The sequence below is a fragment of the Streptosporangium sp. NBC_01639 genome (assembly GCF_045209755.1).
Lineage (GTDB): Bacteria > Actinomycetota > Actinomycetes > Streptosporangiales > Streptosporangiaceae > Streptosporangium.
The window spans coordinates 2,869,569-2,890,535 of record NZ_CP109272.1 but is presented as its reverse complement, the minus strand read 5'-3'; the positions used below and the strand labels follow the sequence as shown (position 1 = coordinate 2,890,535).

The 20,967-nt window shown below is 69.5% G+C and carries 16 protein-coding genes; 7 read left to right on the top strand and 9 right to left on the bottom strand.

From position 1 onward, the window contains the following. Nucleotide 1 precedes the first annotated feature (1 nt). The 3 genes from OHA77_RS12955 to OHA77_RS12945 all read right to left on the bottom strand — a co-directional run bounded on the left by OHA77_RS12955 (nt 2) and on the right by OHA77_RS12945 (nt 3,969). A complete protein-coding gene (locus OHA77_RS12955) occupies nt 2-2,110 on the bottom strand; it encodes a flotillin family protein (protein WP_326820383.1) in 2,109 nt (702 codons plus the stop codon). A gap of 12 nt (nt 2,111-2,122) precedes the next feature. Next, on the bottom strand, nt 2,123-2,653 hold the full coding sequence (locus OHA77_RS12950; protein WP_406318277.1) for a hypothetical protein: 531 nt from the start codon (nt 2,651-2,653) through the stop codon (nt 2,123-2,125). Between the two features lie 554 nt (nt 2,654-3,207). Beyond that, complete coding sequence (locus OHA77_RS12945; protein WP_326820385.1) at nt 3,208-3,969, bottom strand: protein phosphatase 2C domain-containing protein; 762 nt, start codon at nt 3,967-3,969, stop codon at nt 3,208-3,210. Nucleotides 3,970-4,198: 229 nt separating this feature from the next. On the opposite strand from OHA77_RS12945, the gene OHA77_RS12940 reads away from it, so the two are divergent. Together OHA77_RS12940 and OHA77_RS12935 are read left to right on the top strand one after the other, a co-directional pair. Next, nucleotides 4,199-5,782, top strand: coding sequence for a peptide chain release factor 3 (locus OHA77_RS12940; RefSeq protein ID WP_406318275.1), 1,584 nt, complete (start codon nt 4,199-4,201; stop codon nt 5,780-5,782). 144 nt (nt 5,783-5,926) lie between these two features. Then, a complete protein-coding gene (locus OHA77_RS12935; RefSeq protein ID WP_406318273.1) occupies nt 5,927-6,907 on the top strand; it encodes a Gfo/Idh/MocA family protein in 981 nt (326 codons plus the stop codon). 718 nt (nt 6,908-7,625) lie between these two features. Here the strand turns inward: OHA77_RS12935 and OHA77_RS12930 are convergent. Next, entirely contained in the window at nt 7,626-8,537 is a 912-nt protein-coding gene (locus tag OHA77_RS12930; protein WP_406318272.1) for an NmrA/HSCARG family protein, read from the bottom strand. A gap of 174 nt (nt 8,538-8,711) precedes the next feature. Here OHA77_RS12930 and OHA77_RS12925 point away from each other — a divergent pair, with 174 nt between their 5' ends. Both OHA77_RS12925 and OHA77_RS12920 read left to right on the top strand, forming a co-directional pair. Further along, on the top strand, nt 8,712-9,386 hold the full coding sequence (locus OHA77_RS12925) for a TetR/AcrR family transcriptional regulator (protein WP_406318270.1): 675 nt from the start codon (nt 8,712-8,714) through the stop codon (nt 9,384-9,386). Next, nucleotides 9,380-9,712, top strand: coding sequence for a hypothetical protein (locus tag OHA77_RS12920; RefSeq protein ID WP_406318268.1), 333 nt, complete (start codon nt 9,380-9,382; stop codon nt 9,710-9,712). The genes OHA77_RS12925 and OHA77_RS12920 overlap by 7 nt, the downstream gene beginning before the upstream one ends. On the opposite strand, the gene OHA77_RS12915 is transcribed toward OHA77_RS12920, so the two are convergent. The 3 genes from OHA77_RS12915 to mscL all read right to left on the bottom strand — a co-directional run bounded on the left by OHA77_RS12915 (nt 9,696) and on the right by mscL (nt 12,920). Continuing rightward, a complete protein-coding gene (locus OHA77_RS12915) occupies nt 9,696-10,916 on the bottom strand; it encodes a beta-ketoacyl-[acyl-carrier-protein] synthase family protein (RefSeq protein ID WP_406318267.1) in 1,221 nt (406 codons plus the stop codon). The two genes, OHA77_RS12920 and OHA77_RS12915, sit on opposite strands and share 17 nt — an antisense overlap. Nucleotides 10,917-11,766: 850 nt before the next feature. After that, a complete protein-coding gene (locus OHA77_RS12910; RefSeq protein WP_406318266.1) occupies nt 11,767-12,375 on the bottom strand; it encodes a hypothetical protein in 609 nt (202 codons plus the stop codon). Between the two features lie 116 nt (nt 12,376-12,491). Further along, the gene (mscL, locus tag OHA77_RS12905) at nt 12,492-12,920 is read right to left on the bottom strand and encodes a large conductance mechanosensitive channel protein MscL (RefSeq protein WP_406318264.1); all 429 of its coding nucleotides are present in this window, start codon (nt 12,918-12,920) and stop codon (nt 12,492-12,494) included. Nucleotides 12,921-13,276: 356 nt separating this feature from the next. On the opposite strand from mscL, the gene glgX reads away from it, so the two are divergent. Genes glgX through treZ form a run of 3 tightly spaced genes read left to right on the top strand, consistent with a single transcriptional unit; the run spans nt 13,277 to nt 19,337 of the window. Further along, nucleotides 13,277-15,382, top strand: a complete 2,106-nt coding sequence (gene glgX / locus OHA77_RS12900; RefSeq protein ID WP_326827008.1) for a glycogen debranching protein GlgX — start codon at nt 13,277-13,279, stop codon at nt 15,380-15,382. After that, on the top strand, nt 15,375-17,570 hold the full coding sequence (gene treY / locus OHA77_RS12895; RefSeq protein WP_406318262.1) for a malto-oligosyltrehalose synthase: 2,196 nt from the start codon (nt 15,375-15,377) through the stop codon (nt 17,568-17,570). The genes glgX and treY overlap by 8 nt, the downstream gene beginning before the upstream one ends. Before the next feature lie 3 nt (nt 17,571-17,573). Beyond that, nucleotides 17,574-19,337, top strand: coding sequence for a malto-oligosyltrehalose trehalohydrolase (treZ, locus tag OHA77_RS12890; protein ID WP_406318261.1), 1,764 nt, complete (start codon nt 17,574-17,576; stop codon nt 19,335-19,337). Nucleotides 19,338-19,353: 16 nt separating this feature from the next. On the opposite strand, the gene OHA77_RS12885 is transcribed toward treZ, so the two are convergent. Beyond that, nucleotides 19,354-20,304, bottom strand: coding sequence for a YbgA family protein (locus OHA77_RS12885; RefSeq protein ID WP_406319818.1), 951 nt, complete (start codon nt 20,302-20,304; stop codon nt 19,354-19,356). Continuing rightward, nucleotides 20,304-20,687, bottom strand: a complete 384-nt coding sequence (locus OHA77_RS12880) for an RNA polymerase sigma factor (protein ID WP_406318260.1) — start codon at nt 20,685-20,687, stop codon at nt 20,304-20,306. Before OHA77_RS12880 ends, OHA77_RS12885 begins: the two co-directional genes overlap by 1 nt. Between the last annotated feature and the right edge of the window lie 280 nt (nt 20,688-20,967).

Sequence of the window (20,967 nt, the reverse complement as noted above, 5' to 3'; positions counted from 1 at the left end):
GTCACTGCTTGCCGGAGCTGAGGGCGGCGGCCGGAGCCTCGGCGACGGCGGACTCACGCGTGCCGCCCAGCAGGTCACGCAGTCTGTCGGCGTCGGCACCGCCCGAGTTGATCAGTTTCACCAGCAGCGCGGAGAGGGAGAGGTTGCGCACGTCGGCGGTGTCGATCGAGCCGATCATCCTGCCCAGGTCGGCGGGGAGGCTCTGCGTGCCGTCCAGGTACGGCCCGGCCAGCGTCTGGGCGACGTCGGAGTGCTGCACGAAGCCGTCCACGGCCTTGCCCAAGCCGATCGAGCCCACCAGCCGGTCGAGGAACACGCTGTCGCCGCCGACGATGTCGATGTTGGCCTTGGACAGGCCCGCGGACAGCACCTCGGCCTGCGCCTCGGCGACCTTGAGCTGAACGTTCACTCCGGCGAGCCGGATCTCGCGCTCCGCCTCCAGCCGCAGGCGGTACTCCTCGTGGCCGCGGCTCGCCTCGTCCAGCGCGGCCAGCGCCGCCGCCTTCTCGGTCAGACCCTCGGCCTCGGCCTTGAGCTTCTCGCCGATCGCCGAAGCGGCCGCGAGCGCCATGGCCTGCTCACCGTCGGCCTCGGCCCTGAGCTTCTCCCGCACTCCGGTGGCGGAGGCCAGCGCCTTCGCCTGGTCGCCCTCGGCGACGGCCAGGGCCTTCTCCCGCTCGACCTGGGCCTCGGCGCGGCCGATCTTCTCGATCGCCGCGGCGTCCCGCTCGCGCACCTGCACCTCGGCCAGGCCGGCCGCGGCCGTCTCGGCCTGGACGCCCTCGGCCAGACGGATCTTGGCGCGGGCGTCGAGCTCGGCGGCCTGCTGCCGCGCCTCGGCCAGCACCAGCACCTCGCGCGCCTTGTGCCGGGACGCCGCCTCCGCCGCCTCCGCCGCCTTGATGTCCTTGACCAGGCTCTCCTGGGCCTCGGCCTCGGCCTGGATGATCACGGCCTGGCGGGTCCGCTCGGCGTCCTCGACGACCCGCAGGCGCTTGATGTTCTCCTCCTGCTCGGCGACCGTCTTCTCCACCGCGATCCGCTCCCGCATCACCTCGGCGATGGCGCGCTTCTCGCCTTCGAGCTCCTTGTCCTTGGAGATGCGCGACAGCTCGGTCTCGCGCTCGCGGGAGATGACCTCCAGCATGCGGTCCTTCTCGATCCGCTCGGACTCGATGGCGAGGACCCGCTCGCGGTTCTTCGCCGCCACGGCGATCTCGCGGGCCTGGTTCTCCTGCTGGATGCCGAGCTGCTCGTCGGTGCGCAGGCCGGCGGCCTGCGCCTTGAGCCGCTCCTCGGCCTGGACCTTGGAGGTCTCCGCCTCCTCGCGGGCCCGCATGGTCTCGACCTCGCGCCTCTGCTTGATCTCCGCGTCGGCCTGGCGGCGCTCCAGCTCCAGGATGGCCTCCCGCGCGTCCACGTTCTGGCGGGTGATCTCCTTCTCCTCGTGCCGCTGGAACTCGTTGGTCCGCACATGCTCGATGGCGGTCAGCTCGGTGATCTTCCTGATGCCCTGCGCGTCGAGGATGTTGTTCCTGTCGAGCGAGGTCAGCGAGGTCTGCTCCAGATAGTCGATGGCCGCGTCCTCAAGGCTGTAGCCGTTCAGGTCGGTGCCGATGACCTGGATGATCTGGTCACGGAACTGGTCGCGCTGGGTGTAGAGGTCGACGAAGTCGAGCTGCTTGCCGACCGTCTTGAGCGCCTCGGAGAACTTGGCGTTGAACAGCTCCTGCAACGTCTCCTTGTCACTGGCCCGCGCGGTGCCGATGGCCTGGGCGACCTTGACCACGTCCTCGACGGTCTTGTTGACCCGGACGAAGAAGGTGATCCGGATGTCGGCCCGGATGTTGTCCCGGCAGATCAGGCCCTCGCGGCCGGTCCGCGCGATCTCGATGGTCTTCACCGAGATGTCCATGACCTCTGCCCGGTGGAACACGGGCAGCACTACCGCGCCGGTGAAGGTGACATCCACCTTGTTGACCTTGGAGATGATCAGTGCCTTACCCTGTTCGACCTTGTTGAACAGGCGACTGATCATGATCAGTAAGCAGACGACGACGAGAAGGACGACGGCGAGAAGAATGCCCAGTCCGGTGGAGATGACGTCCATGTGGTCCCCTGGCTAAATAGGACGGTGGGGGTCGAGTTCCGCGTCGTACGGCATCACCCAGAAGAACTCGCCCGTTGCGTCGTAGGCGAATATCAGGGCGGTGCTGCCGGCGTCGAAAGCGTCGTCGCCGACCTGACGGACTTGAACAAGGGCGGAGGAGCCGTCCGCGGCGGTGACCTCGGCCTGGCCGAAGTCCCTGCCGACCCGGCCGGTACGGATGACGCACGTCCGGCCCACGAAGTCGGTACGGGAGGGGAGCTGCTCCCTGGAGGCGGTGCGCCGCAGCGGCAGCAGGATCAGGCGGGTGCCTGCCCAGGCGCAGACGAGCGCCACCGCCAGCACGCCGATCAGCGCGAGGGTGCCGCTGAACAGGACCCCGCCGACCAGGCTGACGAACCAGGCGATGACGATCATCAGCGATACGGCCGCGGCGATCGGTGCCCCGCCCAGCCCGAGGCCGCTGAGGAACCCCGACGACTCGTCGACCTCGCCGTCGAACCCGATACCGCTGGTCACCACAAGCAGCCAGTAGCCGACGACCACCACAAGGAGGAAAGTGAAAAGAACGGTTGGGAACGCTAAAACCGCATCGACAAACTGGCCCATTGGCGTACGAGATCCCCTGTTGGCATGCCCAGCATCGCTCCCCCGAACGTATGTGCCTGACTATACAAACTTAAAGATTGGCTAAAGGGAATAGTTCCTGGAGCACAAGGAAATCTGCCGTACGCACAAGAAGGCCGAGGAAGCGGAGGGCTGCTCCGGTTCCTCGGCCGTTGCGGTGAGGTCAGGCGGGCCGGGTGATCATGTAAGCCAGACCGACGAGGATCACGACGGGTATGAGCCACACGATCGCCTCGATGGCGAATTCCTTGTACATGCGGGACGCCCTTCCGGAGCGACGGTCGCCGAGGAGTGCAGGGAACTCGACCATAACGGCTGACCCGCGCCGCGACCAGGACCCACCGCCGATCGGGCTCCACCCGATGGGACGGTCCCGGCCCGGGACTCCGGCCATGAGAGACGCGCCGCCGAGTGGACACGCCGGCAAGGGGACGGACCCCACGAGGGGGCTCGCTTATGAGAGACGCGCCCGCCTATGAGGGGACGGCCGAGCCGACCACCACGGGGGTGTCGGTGCCGGGACCCTCGACCACGTCCGCCACCACGCAGGTGATGTTGTCGGGGCCGCCCGCCTCGCACGCCAGCTCGATGAGTCGCCGGGTGACCGCGTCGAGGTCGTCGACGTCGGCGAGCACCTGGCGGAGCTGGTCGGCCTCGACTACTCCGGACAGGCCGTCGGAGCAGAGCAGGTAGCGGTCGCCCACCTCGGCGTCGCGCAGGGAGAGATCGGGGTCGATGGTGTCACCGCCGTCCAGGACCTGGAGCAGGATCGACCGGTGCGGGTGCCGGGCGGCCTCCTCGGCGGTGATCCGGCCGTCGTCCATCAGAGTCTGGACCAGGGTGTGGTCATAGGTGATCTGGTAGAGGTCGCCGTTGCGGAGCAGGTAGGCGCGGGAGTCGCCGATGTGGGCGAGGGCGATCCGCGGCCCGTCCCAGAGCATCAGGGTCAGGGTGGTGCCCATGCCGGTGAGGCTCGGGTCCTCCTCGACCAGCTCGCGCAAGCGCTGGTTGGCCTTGCGGACCCCGGCCTCGGCCGAGGCGACCAGATCGTCGGCGTCCTGGTGGTCCAGGGTGGCGACGGTGGCGATCGCCGCCGAGCTGGCGACCTCCCCGCCGACATGGCCGCCCATCCCGTCGGCCACGGCGAGCAGCCGGGCGCCGGCGTAGGCCGCGTCCTCGTTGCCCTGGCGGACCCGGCCGACATCGGAGCCTGCCGCATAGCGGAGCGTGATCATCTTGACACCACTGGAAGGTCGAGTTGCACGAGTGGGTCGCTTTCGGGCAGTTGGGGCGGGCGTAGGGCGAACCGAGTTGTTCCACGATCCACTGAACACCATGGTGGCGCAAGCGGCCCGGGGAAGTGTTGCCACATCTGTTGACAGGTGTGGTGGCGCGTAAGCTGTTTCGGCGCCCCTCGTACTGCCGGGGAGCTCCCCACCTCACGCACGGCTAGGAGACCAGGACATGACCGCGATCCTCCAGGAGGCGGCACGACGCCGCACGTTCGCGGTGATCAGCCACCCCGACGCCGGTAAGTCGACCATGACTGAGGCGCTGGCGCTGCACGCCTCCGCGATCAGCGAGGCCGGCGCGGTGCACGGCAAGGCGGGCCGCCGCGGTGTGACCTCGGACTGGATGGACATGGAGAAGGCCCGTGGCATCTCCATCACCTCCGCAGCACTCCGGTTCGAATACCGGGGGCACATGTTCAACCTGGTCGACACCCCCGGCCACGCCGACTTCTCCGAAGACACCTACCGGGTCCTGGCCGCGGTCGACTGCGCGGTCATGCTACTCGACGCGGCCAAGGGCATGGAGCCGCAGACCCTGAAGCTGTTCGAGGTCTGCCGGCACCGCCGGATCCCGGTCATCACCTTCGTCAACAAGTGGGACCGGCCCGGCCGCGAGGCGCTGGAGCTGCTGGACGAGATCCAGGAGAAGACCGGCCTGCGGCCCACCCCGATCACCTGGCCGATCGGCACCGGAGGGTTCTTCCACGGAGTGGTGGACCGGGTCGCCGACCGTGCGGTCCGCTACACCCGCACCCCCGGTGGGGCCACCAAGGCCATCGAGACGGAGCTCAGCCCGGAGAACGCCCTCGCCGAGATCGGAGAGGACTGGGAGCGGGCGAAGGACGAGGTCGACCTGCTCTCGGCAATCGGCTCCGACCACGACCAGAAGGCGTTCGAGGCGCACGAGTCCACGCCGGTGCTGTTCGGCGCCGCCCTGAACAACTTCGGCGTCGGCCGTCTACTGGACGCCATGGTCGACATCGCTCCCGCGCCGGCGCCCCGTCCCGACGTCAAGGACGACCCCCGCCCGCTGGACCAGCCGTTCTCCGGCCTGGTCTTCAAGGTGCAGGCCAACATGGACCCCTCGCACCGCGACCGGATCGCCTTCGTCCGGGTCTGCTCAGGCCGGTTCGAGCGGGGCATGGTGCTCACCCACGCGGCGACCAATCGCCCCTTCGCCACCAAGTACGCCCAGTCGGTCTTCGGCCAGGAGCGCGCCACGATCGACGAGGCCTTCCCCGGAGACGTGGTCGGCCTGGTGAACGCCACGGCCCTGCGCCCCGGCGACACCCTCTACGACGGCCTCTCGGTCGAGTTCCCGAAAATTCCGAGCTTCGCGCCCGAGCACTTCTGGACGGCCCGGTGTCGCGACTCCAGCCGTGCCAAGCAGTTCCGCAAGGGCATCGAGCAGATGGAGGCCGAGGGCGTCGTCCAGGTCCTGCGCTCCGACATCCGCGGCGACCAGTCGCCGGTGCTCGCGGCGGTCGGCCCGATGCAGTTCGACGTGGTCAAGCACCGGTTGGCCGGCGAGTTCAACACCGAGATCGCGATGGACCGGCTCGACTTCAGCCTGGCCCGGATCACCGACGCCGAGTCCGCGCCGATCCTGGCCCGCCAGCGCGGGGTGGAGGTCTTCACCCGTGCGATCGACGGGGAGTTGCTGGCACTGTTCACCGACGAGTGGCGGATGCGCGGCGTGCTGCGCGACCATCCCGATCTGGCGCTCAAGGCCCTGCTCGCCGACACCCGTGGCTGAGCCGGTCCCGGTACGGCCCGCGCGGGATTGCCCGGTAGGGCCTGCGCGGGGATCGTCCGGTAGGGCCTGCGAGGACTGCCCGGTTCCGGTACGGCCTGCGCGGGGACTGCCCGGTGCGGGCCGTACATGGTGAGATATATCCCCATGAGCACCATTAAGTGGGGAATCCTGGCGACCGGCGGGATCGCCGCCACCTTCACCGAGGACCTGAAGCTCCTGCCGGACGCCGAGGTGGTCGCGGTCGGGTCCAGGTCCGTCGAGTCCGCCCGGACGTTCGCCGACCGGCACGGCATCCCCCGCGCCCATGGGAGCTGGGCCGAACTGGCCGCCGATCCCGACGTGGACATCGTCTACGTCGCCAACACCCAGAACGCCCACTACGACGCCGTGCTGACCTGCCTGACGGCGGGCAAGGCCGTCCTGTGCGAGAAGGCCTTCACGCTCAACCGGGCTCAGGCCGCCAAGCTGGTGGACCTCGCGCGAGAGCGCGGGCTGTTCCTGATGGAAGCCATGTGGACGCGCTGCCTCCCGGCGGTCCGGAAGATCGTGGAGCTGGTCGAAGGGGGAGCGATCGGCCCGGTCGGCACCGTCCACGCCGACTTCGGGATCTCCGCCGACGTCGGGCCCGACCACCGGCTCCGCGATCCCGCCCTGGGCGGCGGCGCCCTGCTCGACCTGGGCGTCTACCCGGTCTCGTTCGCCCATCTGATGCTCGGCGAACCCGCCAAGGTGCAGTCCTGGGGCCGGCTGACCCCCGAAGGAGTGGACGAGAACACCGGCATGCTGTTCGGCTACGACAACGGCGCGGTCGCACTGCTCTCCTGCGGCATCACCACCGACGGCCCGGTCGTCGCGTCGGTCTCCGGCCCGCTCGGCCGGATCGAGGTGCCGAGCCCGTTCTTCCGTCCCGGCTCCTTCACCCTGCACCGCAAGGACGCCGAGCCGGAGACCTTCCACGTCCCCTACGAGGGGGCCGGCATGCTGCACGAGGCCGCCGAGGCCATGCGCTGCCTGCGCGAGGGCCTGCTGGAGAGCCCGCTCGTGCCCTGGCAGGCGACGCTTGAGGTGATGGGCCTCATGGACGAGGTTCGTGCGCAGGTGGGGGTCCGTTTCCCGGGGGAGTGAGCCGGTGCGGGACGCGGCGGTGAGAGTGTTTCCGCTGTTCTTGGGGCGTCTCCCGGCGTGGTGTTTCGGTCTGTCGCCGTTCGTGCTGTGGTGGGTGTTCTTGTGTCTTGGGGGCATGCCGGGATGAAGGGTCTGTCGCCGTGCGTGCTGTGGTGGGTGTTCTTGGGTCCCGTGGGCATTTCGGGTCGAAGAGTCTGTCGCCGTGCGCGCTGCGGTGGGTGGGTGTTCCGGCCGGCCGTCGCAGTCACCGTCTCGTTTTCAGGCCTCCGGCCTGACGGGCGCTCTGGTTACGGTTTTTTATAAGCCGACCGGAACACCCACCCACCTCCGCGCCAGACGGCCCCGCCGTACGGCGTGCGGGCCGTAGTTGCTCACTCTCCGACCGCCCAGCGAACCCTGTGACGCTGAAGCAATCCGTGCGGGATCGTTCAGGGCCGATCGCCGTAGCTGACGCGTTCCTCTCCGACCAGTGCAGGGCTGAACGCTCCAAGGGAGAAGCCGGAGCCGCCATGGTGCGGCGCTCTCTGGGAAGTGCGGCGTCACCGACAGGCGATCATCTGCTGAGAAGCGCATCGAGGGCTTCCTGACGCTCGGCAGAGGGCTCCACTTCGGGCGTACCCGAGAAGATGTCAACGTCGGCTGAATTCTGACCCTCTGCCCTAGAACCCGCGCGTCGCCACAGGGTCAGTTTTCACCCGTCGTCGACAGAAGACCGGCGTCAGGCGAATGCGAGCAGGTTCCTATGCGCTGCCGTCCAGGCCTTGAAGCTCGTCAAGGGGATTCCATAGGCGGCGAGGGTGTCGATCGGAGCGTGATAGCCGACCTCATTGAGCCATTCCTCGCCCCGGACCACGGCGGGATGGCGACCTGCGGCGAGGGCCTCTCGGGAGGTCAGGGAGATCGCGGCAACGGGTCGGCCGGTGACAACGCCGAGCGTTGCGGCGATCTCCCGCATGGTCAATGCTTCGGCGGCCAGTTCGATACTGCGCTCGGAGAAGCGTCCAGGCTGGTCCAGCGCCGCGGCCCCGAAGGCCGCGATGTCGTCGGCGGCGATCAGTTGCACACGGGTCTGGGCTCCGATGGCGGTGACGATCTCGCCATGGGGCAGTTCGGGGAACATCGAGGCCACCTTGGGGGAGGCGAAGTTCTCCATGAGGAAGGCCGGCTTGAGGATGGTGTGTGCCGGGAACCCCGTGTGGCGGATCGTCTCCTCGATCCGCCACTTGGTCTCCCAGTAGTCTTCGTTCCAGTAGCCGCTGTTCCAGCGGGGCATGTGGGGCAGATCGCCGGTTCCTGCCACCGATGTCTGAATGTAGTGCTGAACGCCGGCGCGCTTGGCCGCCTCGGCGAGGAGGATGCTGTTCTTCAGCTCCCCTTTTTCGTCGGTGGGATCACGCAGCGGCACGGCGAATACGGCGGTCGCACCCCGCAGGGCAGCCTCGATGGAGTGCCGGTCGGCGAGGTCGCCGCGGACCAGGTCGGCGCCCAGTCGGCTCAGACCCCGAGCCCGCGCGGGGTCGCGGGTCAGCGCGCGTACCCGGTGACCCCGCCTCAGCAGTTCTCGTACGGCCGCCGACCCCTGGGTGCCGGTCGCTCCGATCACCAGCACTGAGTGCCGTCTGTCGTTCATGGCGTCGCTACCTCCGCTGTGCGTTCTTTCACCCGATGTCTCGCCTTCGACCTGGGCGACCATGCCGATCGTCGTCAAACGGACCAATTGGTCACTTTGACCGTAGGCGTAAACGGACCGGCTGGTCAACTTGCGATAGGGTGTGGTGAGAACGAGACGAAAGGTGAGTGCCAGATGCCGCCCGCATCGCCGCCGCACCGATTGCGAGCAGATGCCGCCCGCAATCGGCGGTCGCTGCTGGATGCCGCCCGTGAGGTGTTCGCCGAGCACGGTATGGAGGCGTCGGTCGCAGAGATCGCCCAGCGAGCCGGAATCGGCAAAGGCACGGTGTTCCGCCACTTCGCGACCAAGGAGTGCCTGGCAGCCGCGATCGTCTCCGACCGGCTCGATGAACTCGCCGCAACCGGTCGGACGCTGCTCGATGCCACCGATCCTGGAGCCGCCCTGTTGGAGTTCATGACCGCCGGCGTCGAGTTGCAGGCGCGTGATCGTGCCTTCTGCCAGGCCGCGACCACGAGTGTCCGCAGGGATCCGGCGGTCCGGGCGGCCAGTGACCGCCTGTCCCAGGCCGCCGAATCCCTCACGGAGCAGGCGCGGAGGCAAGGAGCCGTACGCGACGACATCACCGGCCAGGATGTGATCCTGCTGCTGGGGGCAGCGTGCCAGGCCGCCGCACCGCTTGGGGACACCGCCGCTGATCTGTGGCGGCGTTACCTTTATTTGATCTTCGATGGAATGCGACCCGAGGGCGCGCATCCCTTGCCCCGCCCGGCGCCGGCCCGCGCCCGGTTCGACCAAGCAGTCGATCCCTCCGGTCCTGACCAGGAGCCGTCCGCCGAGCGGTGCTGACCGCCCTCCCGGCTCTGCTCGCTCTCGCGTCCGGCGTCGGCACTACAGAGATCGTCATCGCCGGCGTCTCCGCGTTCAACGTCGGCAACACCGCGGGGCCGTTCCTCGGCGGCCTCGCCGTCGGCGCGGGATACGGCTACTCGTCGATCGTCTGGGCGGCCGTACTCCTCAGCGCACTTGGCCTGGGCCGCGCGCTCGGCCTGGGCTGCGCCCTGCCCCCGGAGCCGTCGAGCGGCGGAAGACATCTCTCCGTTGAGCGTGACCCGAGCCCTGCCATGACGGCGGTCCCGTCCGTGCCGCAGGGACCTCTCAGGGAGCGGGGGTGAAGATCAGGGAGGCGTTGTGCCCGCCGAACCCGAACGAGTTGGTCAGCGCCGCCGTCAGGCGGCCGTGCCGCGGCCGGCCGGTGACGACGTCGAGTTTGATCTCGGGGTCGAGGTCGTCCACGTTGCGGGTCGCCGGGATGACCCCGTCCCGGAGCGTGAGGATCGCGGAGATCGCTCCCATCGCCCCGGCCGCACCGCAGAGGTGGCCGGTCATCGACTTGGTCGCGGTGACCGCCGGGTGTGTCCCGATCGCCTCGGCGATCGAGTGGGCCTCGGTCACGTCCCCGATCGGGGTGGAGGTGGCGTGCGCGTGCACGTGCTCGATGTCGAGCGCGTCCAGACCTGCGGAGGCCAGGGCCAGCCGGATGGCGCGCACCTGCCCGTCCGGGTGGGCCGCGGTGATGTGGTGGGCGTCGGACGTGGTGCCCGCACCGGCCAGTGCGGCATGGACGCGGGCGCCGCGGGCGGCGGCGAACCCGGCACGCTCCAGGACCACCAGGGCGGCTCCCTCGCCGAGGACGAACCCGTCCCGCGACGTGTCGAAGGGCCGGGAGGCCTCCTGCGGTGCGTCGTTCCGGGTCGAGAGCGCTCTGGCCTGGGCGAAGCCGGCGATGGTGAGCGGGTGGACGCACGCCTCGGCACCGCCCGCGACGACGACGTCGGCGCGGCCGAGGCGGATGAGGTCCAGGCCCATCGCGATCGCCTCGGCTCCCGAGGCGCAGGCGCTCACCGGCGTGTGGGCGCCGCCGCGGGCGCCGAGCTCCATGCTGACCATGGCGGCGGGCCCGTTGGGCATCAGCATGGGCACCGTGTACGGCGAGACCTTCCGCGCCCCGGAATTCCGCAGGACCTCGTCCTGGGCGAGGGTGCTCAGCACCCCGCCGACCCCGGTGCCGATGACCACCGCCAGACGCTCGGGTTCCACCTCCGGGGCTCCGGCGTCGGCCCACGCCTCGCGTGCGGCGATCAGGGCCATCTGCTGGCAGCGGTCCAGCCGCCTGGCCTTCGGCCGGTCGAGCACCTCGGTGGGTTCCACCCGCAGCCGGCCCGCAATCCGCACCGGCAAGCCGGCCGCCCACTCTTCCTCGATGAGGCCGATCCCGGACCGCCCAGCCAGTAGGGCGTCCCAGGTGGAGGCCACATCACCGCCCAGCGGCGTGGTGGCGCCCAGCCCCGTCACCACCGCATCAGTTTCCCCGACCATCGGATGCCCCCTTTTCAGCCGTCGTGAAGACGCTTCTCCCCGAGAAGCCGCAGCAGGATGCTCCGGCCCCGATCCACACTGTCAAAGCAGCGGCTGATCTGGCAGGTACAGCGGCCGACGAAAATTGCGGGACAAAATTTGTCGGAAACCCACAGGATCGCGACAGCCGACCCCGCCGACCCGCCCCCTGCCCGACTTGGCCGCACCCGGTGTTTCCCGCCACGTCCACGGCACCCGCCCTGAGGTCATCCTGCCCGCCCTACCTGACCCCGACAGCGATGGCGGACGCGGCCTGCTCCTGCCTGATACGCCCCATGATGATCGTTTGTTGAGAAGTGCACGCCCTCCGGGCAATCCGGCCGTGCACTTCTCAACAAACGATCACCGCTTGGCGAGCCCGCCCTTCCACCCCGATCCTCCCTCCTCTCTGCGGCGCCCAGCCCTGCACTGGTCGGAGAGGAACGCGTCAGCTACGGCGGGCACCTCTGCACGGCCCCTGCGCGGATTGCTTCAGCGTCAGTGAGATCCATGGGCGGCCTGGAAGGGAGCGGCTACGGTCCGCACGCCGTACGGCGAGGCAGCCTGGCGCGGAGGTGGGTGGGTGTTCCGGCCGGCTTATAAAAAACCGTAACCAGCGCGCCCGTCAGGCCGGAGGCCTGAAAAACAAGACGGTGACTGCGACGGCTGGCCGGAACACCCACCCACCGCAGCGCGCACGGCCACTCACCCTTCACCCCGGAGTGCCCGCGGGACCAAAGAACACGCCGCAGTGCGCACGGCGACAGACCCTTCACCCCGGAATGCCCTCAAGACACAAGAACACCCATCACAGAACGAACGGCGACACCCCTCAGACGCGGACCCAATCGTGACGTTCCAGGAAGGAACGGTCGCCGGTGGCGTACTCGGCGAAGGCCTGCTGAATCGCCCCAAGATCGGAGACGTGCGTGCGGAACATCAGGTCCCGGGCACTGTCCTTGTACTCCAGTTCGTAGCCCGTGATCTCCGGAGACACCTGGATGAAGTGCTCGCCGAAGACGACCAGCGCGGTGAACGGGTTCTGCGGCGACAGGGTGGCCAGCGCGTCGGCCACCAGCCGCAGGTCCGGGTCGACCACGATCATCCCGTCGCCCGTGTGCATCTGCATGCCGGAGTAGACGCCCAGGGGCGCCAGATTGTGCACCAGCTCCCGCTGCGGGTCGTAGCAGACGAGGCCGCACTCGCGGGCCGCGGCGAAGACCACGCCCGACACCTCGTCGGCCCGCTCCGGCTCCACGACCACCAGCGCGTACGCCGGAAAGGCCTGCGCGACCCCGGACAGCCGCTCGGCGAACGCCGCCACCCCGGGATGCGGCCCGGCGGCGTCGGGCTCTCCCCGGCGGAGCGCCTGGAAGACGTTCTCCGCCTGCTCCCTGCTGATCGGCTCGGGCTCGTGCCAGACGGCCAGTTCTACGCTCACGGTCCCATCGTCCTACAGCCGGAAGACGCACGAGCCGCCGAAACGCTCGGGAATGCACCCGGGTCCACAGGTGACGTGCGGGCGACCGGAATCCGGGCCGGTGAACCCGGGGCCGGTCAGGCGGGAGGCTTGTCGGCGGCGTGCACCTGGGACAGCTCCACGGTGCAGAAGGCGCAGCGGCTGGCCTGGACGGGGATGTCGCTGAGGCACTCCGGGCACTGCTTCTCGGTGGCGGCCCTGTCCCGGTCGAAGAAGGAGATGACCCGGGTCATCGGCATCACGACCAGCCAGTAGACGACGGCGGCGATGATCAGGAAGCTCAGCACATGGTTGACGAAGTCGCCGTACATGAACTCGGCGCCGTTGACCTTGAACACGTACTTGGAGAAGTCGGGCTCGCCGCCTCCGGTGATCGCCGCGATCAGCGGGGTGATGAGGTCCTTGACCAACGCCTGCACCAGGCCGCTGAAGGTCGCGCCGATCACCACCGCCACGGCGAGCTCGACGAGGTTGCCTCTCATCAGGAATTTCTTGAATCCGCCCATTCCCTGCGTCCTCCGCTCGTGAGAACGCCCGGACTACCCCGGCAGCGGCGGGCAAACGTCGCCCTTGTGGGCGGCCACGCACGGGCCTGTTCCATGGCGCCGGGTGGCCGTGCCGAGCCCTGCCTCCGGGCGGTCCGCACCGCACCATCCCGGGTGCTCGGGGCGGCTGTGGGGGTCACCGGCGGGCCGGGGTTTGGGAGGCCGGAGACCGCGGGTATTCCCATGTCGCGTCAGCGCCACGCCACCCGAGTGGACACTGTCGACCAATGGGACCGAGTTCACAGTGACAAGGGTGGGAATGTGTGCATGTTCAGGAGAACATGGGGCATGTTCCTCCACCGCTGAAGGGCGGTGCAATGATCGAGATCTGGCCGGGTGACCCCTATCCCCTGGGGGCCACCTATGACGGCGCGGGGACCAACTTCGCGCTTTTCACCGAGGCCGCGGAGCGGGTCGAGCTGTGTCTGTTCGACGAGGACAACAAGGAGACCAGGGTCCCGTTCACCGAATGCGAGGGTTACGTCTGGCACGGTTACCTGCCGCGCGTCGGTCCCGGGCAGCGGTACGGCTACCGCGTGCACGGTCCCTACGACCCCGAGAACGGGCTCCGGTGCAACCCGGCCAAGCTCCTGCTCGACCCGTACGCCAAGGCGGTGGAGGGGGACGTGAAATGGGACGAGGCGGCGTACGGTTACCGTTTCGGGGAGCCGGACAGCCGTAACGACGCCGACTCGGCCGATTTCGTCCCCCGCTCCATCGTGATCAATCCTTTCTTCGGCTGGGGTCACGACCGCCCGCCCGCCACGCCGTACCACGACACGGTGATCTATGAGGCACACGTCAAGGGCCTGACCATCAACCATCCGAAGATCCCCGAGCGGATCCGCGGGACCTACGCGGCCCTCGGTCACCCGGAGGTCATCGACCACCTGACCGCGCTCGGCGTGACGGCGGTCGAGCTCATGCCGGTGCACCAGTTCGTCACCGACCACGTCCTGGCCGAGCGGGGGCTGACCAACTACTGGGGGTACAACAGCATCGCCTTCTTCGCCCCGCACAACGCCTATTCGAGCACCGGTGAGCGCGGCGGGCAGGTGCTGGAGTTCAAGGCCATGGTGAAGGCGCTGCACGAGGCGAACATCGAGGTCATCCTCGACGTGGTCTACAACCACACCGCCGAGGGCAACCACCTGGGTCCGACGCTGAGCATGCGCGGGATCGACAACGCCAACTACTACCGGCTGGTCGACAACGACAAGCGCTACTACATGGACACCACCGGGACCGGCAACAGCCTGTTCATGCGCTCCCCGCACGTGCTTCAGATGATCATGGACTCGCTCCGCTACTGGGTCATCGAGATGCACGTGGACGGGTTCCGGTTCGACCTCGCGGCCACGCTCGCACGGGAGCTGCACGAGGTGGACCGGCTGAGTGCCTTCTTCGACCTGGTCCAGCAGGACCCGGTGCTGTCGCAGGTCAAGCTGATCGCCGAGCCGTGGGACGTCGGCCCGGGCGGCTACCAGGTGGGCAACTTCCCCGCCCGGTGGACCGAGTGGAACGGCATGTACCGCGACACGATCCGCGACCTGTGGCGCGGAGAGCCGGCATCCCTCCCCGAGTTCGCCTCCCGGCTGACCGGCTCCAGCGATCTCTACCAGGACGACAGCCGCCGCCCCGCCGCCTCGATCAACTTCGTCACCTGCCATGACGGGTTCACCCTGCAGGACCTCGTCTCCTACAACGGGAAGCACAACGAGGCCAACGGCGAGCACAACCGGGACGGCACCGACGACAACCGGTCCTGGAACTGCGGGGAGGAGGGGCCCGCCTCGCTCGCGATCGAGTCGCTGCGCGAGCAGCAGAAGCGCAACTTCCTGACCACGCTGTTCCTGTCCCAGGGCGTTCCGATGATCTCTCACGGTGACGAGCTGGGACGCACGCAGCAGGGCAACAACAACGTCTACTGCCAGGACAACGAGCTGAGCTGGGTCGACTGGTCCGACATCCGGGAGAACTGGCTGCTGCTGGAGTTCACCCGGCGGCTGGCCAAGCTCCGCGCCGACCATCCGGTCTTCCGGCGGCGCCGGTTCTTCTACGGCAGGCCGGTGCGGGGTTCGGAGGACAACCTCAGCGACATCGCCTGGTTCACCCCGCAGGGGGAGAAGATGACCGACGCCGACTGGAACGTGGGCTACGCCAAGTCGCTGGCGGTCTTCCTGAACGGCGACGCCATCACCGAGCCGGACCGGCGGGGGCGGCAGATCACCGACGACTCGTTCCTGATGCTGTTCAACGCCCACCATGATGTCATCAAATTCACGATTCCCAGGGACTACGGCGACATGTGGCTGACGGAGATCGACACGGCGATGCCGATCACAGTGGACACCCGGCTCTGCCGGGCGGGGGAGGACGTGCCGGTGGTCGGCAGGTCGGTGAGGGTGTTGCGACGTGTCTGAGCCGTTCACGGCGCCGTACGCGGTGCCGGTCTCGACCTACCGGATCCAGCTGACCCCCGACTTCGGGTTCGCCGAGGTGGCCGCACTCGCCCCCTACCTGCGGAAGCTGGGGGTCAGCCACGTCTACCTGTCGCCGATCCTGCAGGCCGAGCCGGAGTCGCGGCACGGCTACGACGTGACCGACCACTCCCGGATCCGGGCGGAGTTCGGTGGGATCGAGGGCCTGCGGGCGCTCTCGGCGACGCTGTCCGAGCACGGGCTGGGTGTCGTCGCCGACATCGTGCCCAACCACATGACGGTCCCGGTGCCCGAGTCGGGCAACGCGGCGCTGTGGTCGGTGCTCAAGGACGGGCAGGTGTCGCCGTACGCGTCGTGGTTCGACATCGACTGGACCGGCGGCAAGGTGAACATGCCGGTGATCGGGGATGCCACCGAGCCGGTGGCCGACGGCGGCGTGCTGCGCTACCACGACCACGAGTTCCCCTACCCCGACACCCACTACCGGCTGGTCGACTGGCGCCAGGGCCCCGGCTACCGGCGTTTCTTCGACGTGTCCTCGCTGATCGGGCTACGTGTGGAGGACCCGGAGGTGTTCGACGCCACCCACGAGGTCATCCTGGGGCTGGTCGAGGAGGGGGTCGTCGACGGCCTGCGGGTGGACCACCCCGACGGGCTGGCCGAGCCCCGCGGCTACCTGTCCCGGCTCCGCGCGGCCTCGGACGTGTGGACCGTGGTGGAGAAGATCCTGATCGGCGAGGAGAGGCTGCCCGCCGACTGGGACTGCGACGGCACCACCGGCTACGACGTGCTCAACCGGATCACCAGGCTGTTCGTGGACCCCGCCGGGAGCCGGCCGCTGGTGGAGCTGTTCGTCACCCACACCGGGATGCCGCACGACTACGCCACCGTGGTCAGACGGTCCAAGCGGGAGGTCGTCGACCTGTTCTTCACCGCCGAGGTCGACCGGCTGCACGCCGAGGTCGGCGGGGACCGCGAGACGCTGGTGGAGCTGCTCATCGCGATGCCGGTCTACCGCGCCTACGTGGTGCCGGGAGAGCCGGTGCCCGAGGTGTCGGCCTCGATCGTCGAGTCGGCCGGGCAGGTCGCCGCCGCCCGGCTGCCCGATGGCGCCCCGGTGGCGGAGGTCGTCGACCGGGTACTGCGCGGCCCGGCCGACGCGGTCGTCCGTTTCCAGCAGATCTGCGGGCCGGTGATGGCCAAGGGGGTGGAGGACACCGCCCTCTACCGGTGGTACCCGCTGGCGTGCCTGAACGAGGTGGGCGGGGAGCCGGACCACTTCGGCGGGGACGTCGGCGAGTTCCACGCGTTCGCCCAGGAGATGTCGCCGACCACGATGACGACCCTGTCCACGCACGACACCAAGCGCTCCGAGGACGTGCGCGCCCGGCTGGCGGTGCTGTCGGAGCTGCCCGAGGAATGGGCCGCGGCGGTCGGGGAGTGGTCGTCCAAGGTCTCCTTCGACCCGGCGCTGGACTATCTGGCCTGGCAGAACCTGATGGCCGCCTGGCCGATCGGCCCCGAAAGGTTCTTCGACTACCTGTTCAAGGCGGCCCGCGAGGCCAAGACCTCGATCTCCTGGGCCGCCCCGGACCCCGCCTACGAGGCGGGCCTGCGTGACTTCGTCGCCCGGGCGATCGACGAGTGCGGTGCCTCGGTGGCGGAGTTCGCGGCCGGCATCGAGCCCTACGCCCGCGCCAACTCGCTGGGCCAGAAGCTCGTCCAGCTCATGATGCCGGGCGTGCCCGACCTCTACTGGGGCAACGAGATCACCGACTTCTCCCTCGTGGACCCGGACAACCGCCGTCCGGTGGACTTCCCGCTGCGCCGGCAGCTGCTCGCCGGGGAGGGCGGTTTCCCCTGGGACGAGGCCAAGCTGGCCGTCACCACCCAGGCGCTGAACCTGCGGCGGCGGCTGGATCCGGCGTCGCCGTACGTCCCGCTGGAGGCCGGTGACCACGCGATCGCCTTCGCCCGCGGGGAGCGGGCGGTGGCGGTGGCCACCCGGCTGCCGGTCGGGCTGGCGCGGCGCGGTGGCTGGGGGAGCGAGACGATCATGCTGCCGCACGGCGCGTGGCGGGATCTGCTGACCGGTGCCGAGTACACCGGCCGGATCCCGCTGGCCCACCTGCTGTGCACCCACCCTGTCGCCCTTCTGGAAGGTGAGTAGCCCGTGTTCGAGGTCTGGGCGCCGCTGGCGACCGCGGTCGACGTGGAGATCGGCGAGATCCGCTACTCGATGGACGCACGGGCCGGCGGCTGGTGGTCGGCGGAGGTGCCGGGGGCCGGTCACGGAACCGACTACCGGTTCCGGCTGGACGGCGGCGAGCCGCTGCCGGACCCCCGGACCCGGTGGCAGCCCGAGGGGATCTTCGGGCCCAGCCGGCTCTACGACCACGACCGGTTCGAGTGGAACGACGACCTGTGGCACGGCCGTGCCCTGCCCGGCTCGGTGATCTACGAGCTGCACGTCGGCACCTTCACCCCCGCCGGGACCTTCGACGCGGCGGCCGGCAAGCTCGACCACCTTGTCGAGCTGGGCGTCGACTTCGTGGAGGTCATGCCGGTGCCCCCGGTGCCGGGGGAGCGCAACTGGGGTTACGACGGGGTGGACCTGTGGGCCGTCACCGACAACTACGGCGGACCCGACGGGCTCAAGCGTTTCGTGGAGGCCTGCCATCTGCGGGGCGTCGGCGTGATCCTCGACGTCGTCTACAACCACCTCGGCCCGTCCGGCAACTTCCTGGCGCCGTTCGGCCCCTACTTCCACTCCAGCGCCTCCTCCTTCTGGGGGCAGGCGGTCAATCTGGACGGTCCCGGCTCCGACGAGGTGCGCCGCTACTTCGTCGACAACGCGCTGCAGTGGCTGCGTGACTACCGCATCGACGGCCTGCGGCTGGACGCCGTCCACGCACTGCACGACAACCGGGCCGTCCACCTGCTGGAGGAGATCGCCACCGAGGTGGACGCGCTGTCCGCGGCCGTGGGCAGGCCGCTGACGCTCATCGCCGAGTCCGATCTCAACGACCCGCGGCTGATGACGCCCCGCGAGGCCGGCGGGTACGGCCTGGCCGCCGCCTGGAACGACGACGTCCACCACGCCCTGCACGTGGCGGTGACCGGTGAGCGGCACGGCTACTACGACGACTTCGCCGGAGCGCTGCCCAAGGTGCTCGCCGCGGCCTACTACCACGACGGGACCTACTCGGCGTTCCGGGGACGTTCCCACGGCCGCCCGGCCCGCCACGTGCCCGGCTACCGCTTCGTCTGCGCCGCGCAGAACCACGACCAGATCGGCAACCGGGCGGAGGGCGACCGGATGGCGCCGGAGGCGCTGCGGCTGGCAGCCGGGCTGCTGCTGACCTCGCCGTTCACCCCCATGCTGTTCATGGGCGAGGAGTGGGGCGCGCGCACGCCGTTCCTGTTCTTCACCGACCACGTCGAGCCGCAGCTCCGCGAGGGCGAGGGCGACCGGCGTCGGCGGGAGTTCGTCGGCTTCGGCTACGACGACTGGGCCGAGAAGGCACCGGACCCGGGGGAGGAGATGACGTTCCTCCGCTCCAAGCTCGACTGGAGCGAGCTGGACGACGAGGCCCACCGGGCCCATCTCGACTGGTACCGGGCCCTCATCGCGCTGCGCCGCGCGCACCCGGACCTGTCGGACCCGAGGCTTGAGCGGGTCCGGGTCGAGCACGGTGAGACCTGGCTGGTCGTCCACCGGGGAGCGCTCCGCGTCGCCGCCAACCTCAGCCCGATCCCGCTGAACATCCGGCTCGCCCCGGGGCAGATCCTGCTCGCCTCCGACCCGGGCGTCCACTTCGGCGACGCTCCGCCCTCGTCCGGCCCGGACGGGGAGGCGTCGGTGCCCGGCCTCTCCGACCTGGTGTTGCCCGCTCACTCCCTGGCGGTCATCCGGCCGGACGGGAGCGGGCTCTGACCGTCCGGTGCCTCCCTCAGGCGGGGACGTGGTTGCGGAGGCGGAGCTCTTCCGGATAGGGCGAGAAGTAGGTCTGGTCGCGGAGATACTCCGCGGACTCGCCCCGCGCGTGGTGGCGGAGCAGGGTGGCCGGCACGCTGAGTGCCACCTGGCCGGCCTGGTAGGAGGCGATGACCTCCAGCAGGTCGGCCCGCCTGGTGTGGTCCAGTGAGTCGCTCACCATGCCCAGACAGTGCTGGAGCACGTTGACGTGGCGGCCGATGGTGGCCTTCCTGGCGAGGGCCGTGCCGAACTCGCGGGTGTAGTCGGCGGCCAGTTCCGCATGGGAGCGCAGGCCGGCCTGCGCCACCACCCGGCCCGCTCTGCGGTAGGCGGTGGGGTCGTGGGCGAGTATCTGCATCTTGTGCCGGGAGTGGAAGGCGACCAGGTCGCGTGGGCGCCAGTCGCTCCGCAGCAGCGCGCGCAGCCGGGCGTGCGCGAAGATCCGCTCTACGAAGGTCTCGCGGAGCAGCGCGTCGTTCAGCCGTCCCTCGTCCTCCACGGGCAGCAGCGGGTGGGCGTCGATGATGCGGGCCGCGAAGACGCCCCTGCCCCCGCGGTCCACCGCCGCGTCACCGGTGTAGACCGGGATGCCGTGCACCCCGCAGCTGGGGCTTCTGGACTTGAAGACGTAGCCGTCCACGTCCAGGGTGCGCGCCCGCGCGGCGCCCAGGGCCGTCATCGGGCCGGTGAGATCCACCCCGGTGTTCCGGGTGACCAGGTGCGGCCCGTCCGGGGAGCGTTCGAGGCGGAGAGTCTCGCGCGGGGTGCCGAGCCCGATCTCCATCTCCGGGCAGACGCGCACCCAGTCGACGTAGGGATCCAGCTCTCCGCTGAGGAACCTGTCGCGGCTGTGGCCGCCGTTGAACCGCACCGGCTCGCCCGTCAGGCAGCTCGACACGGCGACCCGCGGCCTGACCTGGTCGATCACGCCGCGACCGGGGTGAGGATGTCCGACAGGCGGCGCAGCCCGCGCGCCGTACGGGCCTTGACCGTGCCCAGCGGCACCCTGAGCTTCTCGGCGATCTCGCGCTGGGTCAGCTCACCGTAGTAGGCCAGCTCGATGGCCTGGCGCTGCGGGGCGGGAAGCTCCGCCAGCGCCCGCTGGACCTCGTCGCGCTCGGCCAGGCCGTCTCCGTGGTTCCGGCCGTCCACGCCGGCCGGGTCGGCCACCACGTCCAGTGGCACCGTCTGGAGCGTGTGCACCCGCAGATGGTCCACCGCCCGGTTGTGTGCGATGCCGATCAGCCATGCGGGCAGGCTCCGGCCCGGGTCGAAGCGGTGCCGGCACCGCCACACTTCGGCGAACACGATCTGCTGCAGGTCTTCGACCTCCTGGGGAGGGACGAATCACCGCAGGTAGGAGCGGAGCAGTGAGCCATGCTCGCGGAAGCAGTCGGCCAGGGCCGTGTCGTCGCCCTCGGCGAGCCGGATGTTCAGGTTGTCGATCATGGTGGCTCCTCCTACCCATAAAAGCTACTCAAAACTTATTCACTCCGGTCATCCATTCATACCCCGGCCACCGCCGTGACCGCAACTCTGTGTGAGGGACCGGACGCGGTTTCGCCGGTGAGGACGGCGAAACCGTCAA

Excerpts from the sequence above, each read along its gene's own strand:
- OHA77_RS12930 (WP_406318272.1), bottom strand. The coding sequence starts at position 8,537 with ATGAACGACAGACGGCACTCAGTGCTGGTGATCGGAGCGACCGGCACC.
- OHA77_RS12925 (WP_406318270.1), top strand. The coding sequence starts at position 8,712 with ATGCCGCCCGCATCGCCGCCGCACCGATTGCGAGCAGATGCCGCCCGC.
- OHA77_RS12940 (WP_406318275.1), top strand. The coding sequence starts at position 4,199 with ATGACCGCGATCCTCCAGGAGGCGGCACGACGCCGCACGTTCGCGGTG.
- glgX (WP_326827008.1), top strand. The coding sequence starts at position 13,277 with ATGATCGAGATCTGGCCGGGTGACCCCTATCCCCTGGGGGCCACCTAT.
- mscL (WP_406318264.1), bottom strand. The coding sequence starts at position 12,920 with ATGGGCGGATTCAAGAAATTCCTGATGAGAGGCAACCTCGTCGAGCTC.
- OHA77_RS12955 (WP_326820383.1), bottom strand. The coding sequence starts at position 2,110 with ATGGACGTCATCTCCACCGGACTGGGCATTCTTCTCGCCGTCGTCCTT.
- OHA77_RS12935 (WP_406318273.1), top strand. The coding sequence starts at position 5,927 with ATGAGCACCATTAAGTGGGGAATCCTGGCGACCGGCGGGATCGCCGCC.
- OHA77_RS12915 (WP_406318267.1), bottom strand. The coding sequence starts at position 10,916 with ATGGTCGGGGAAACTGATGCGGTGGTGACGGGGCTGGGCGCCACCACG.
- OHA77_RS12945 (WP_326820385.1), bottom strand. The coding sequence starts at position 3,969 with ATGATCACGCTCCGCTATGCGGCAGGCTCCGATGTCGGCCGGGTCCGC.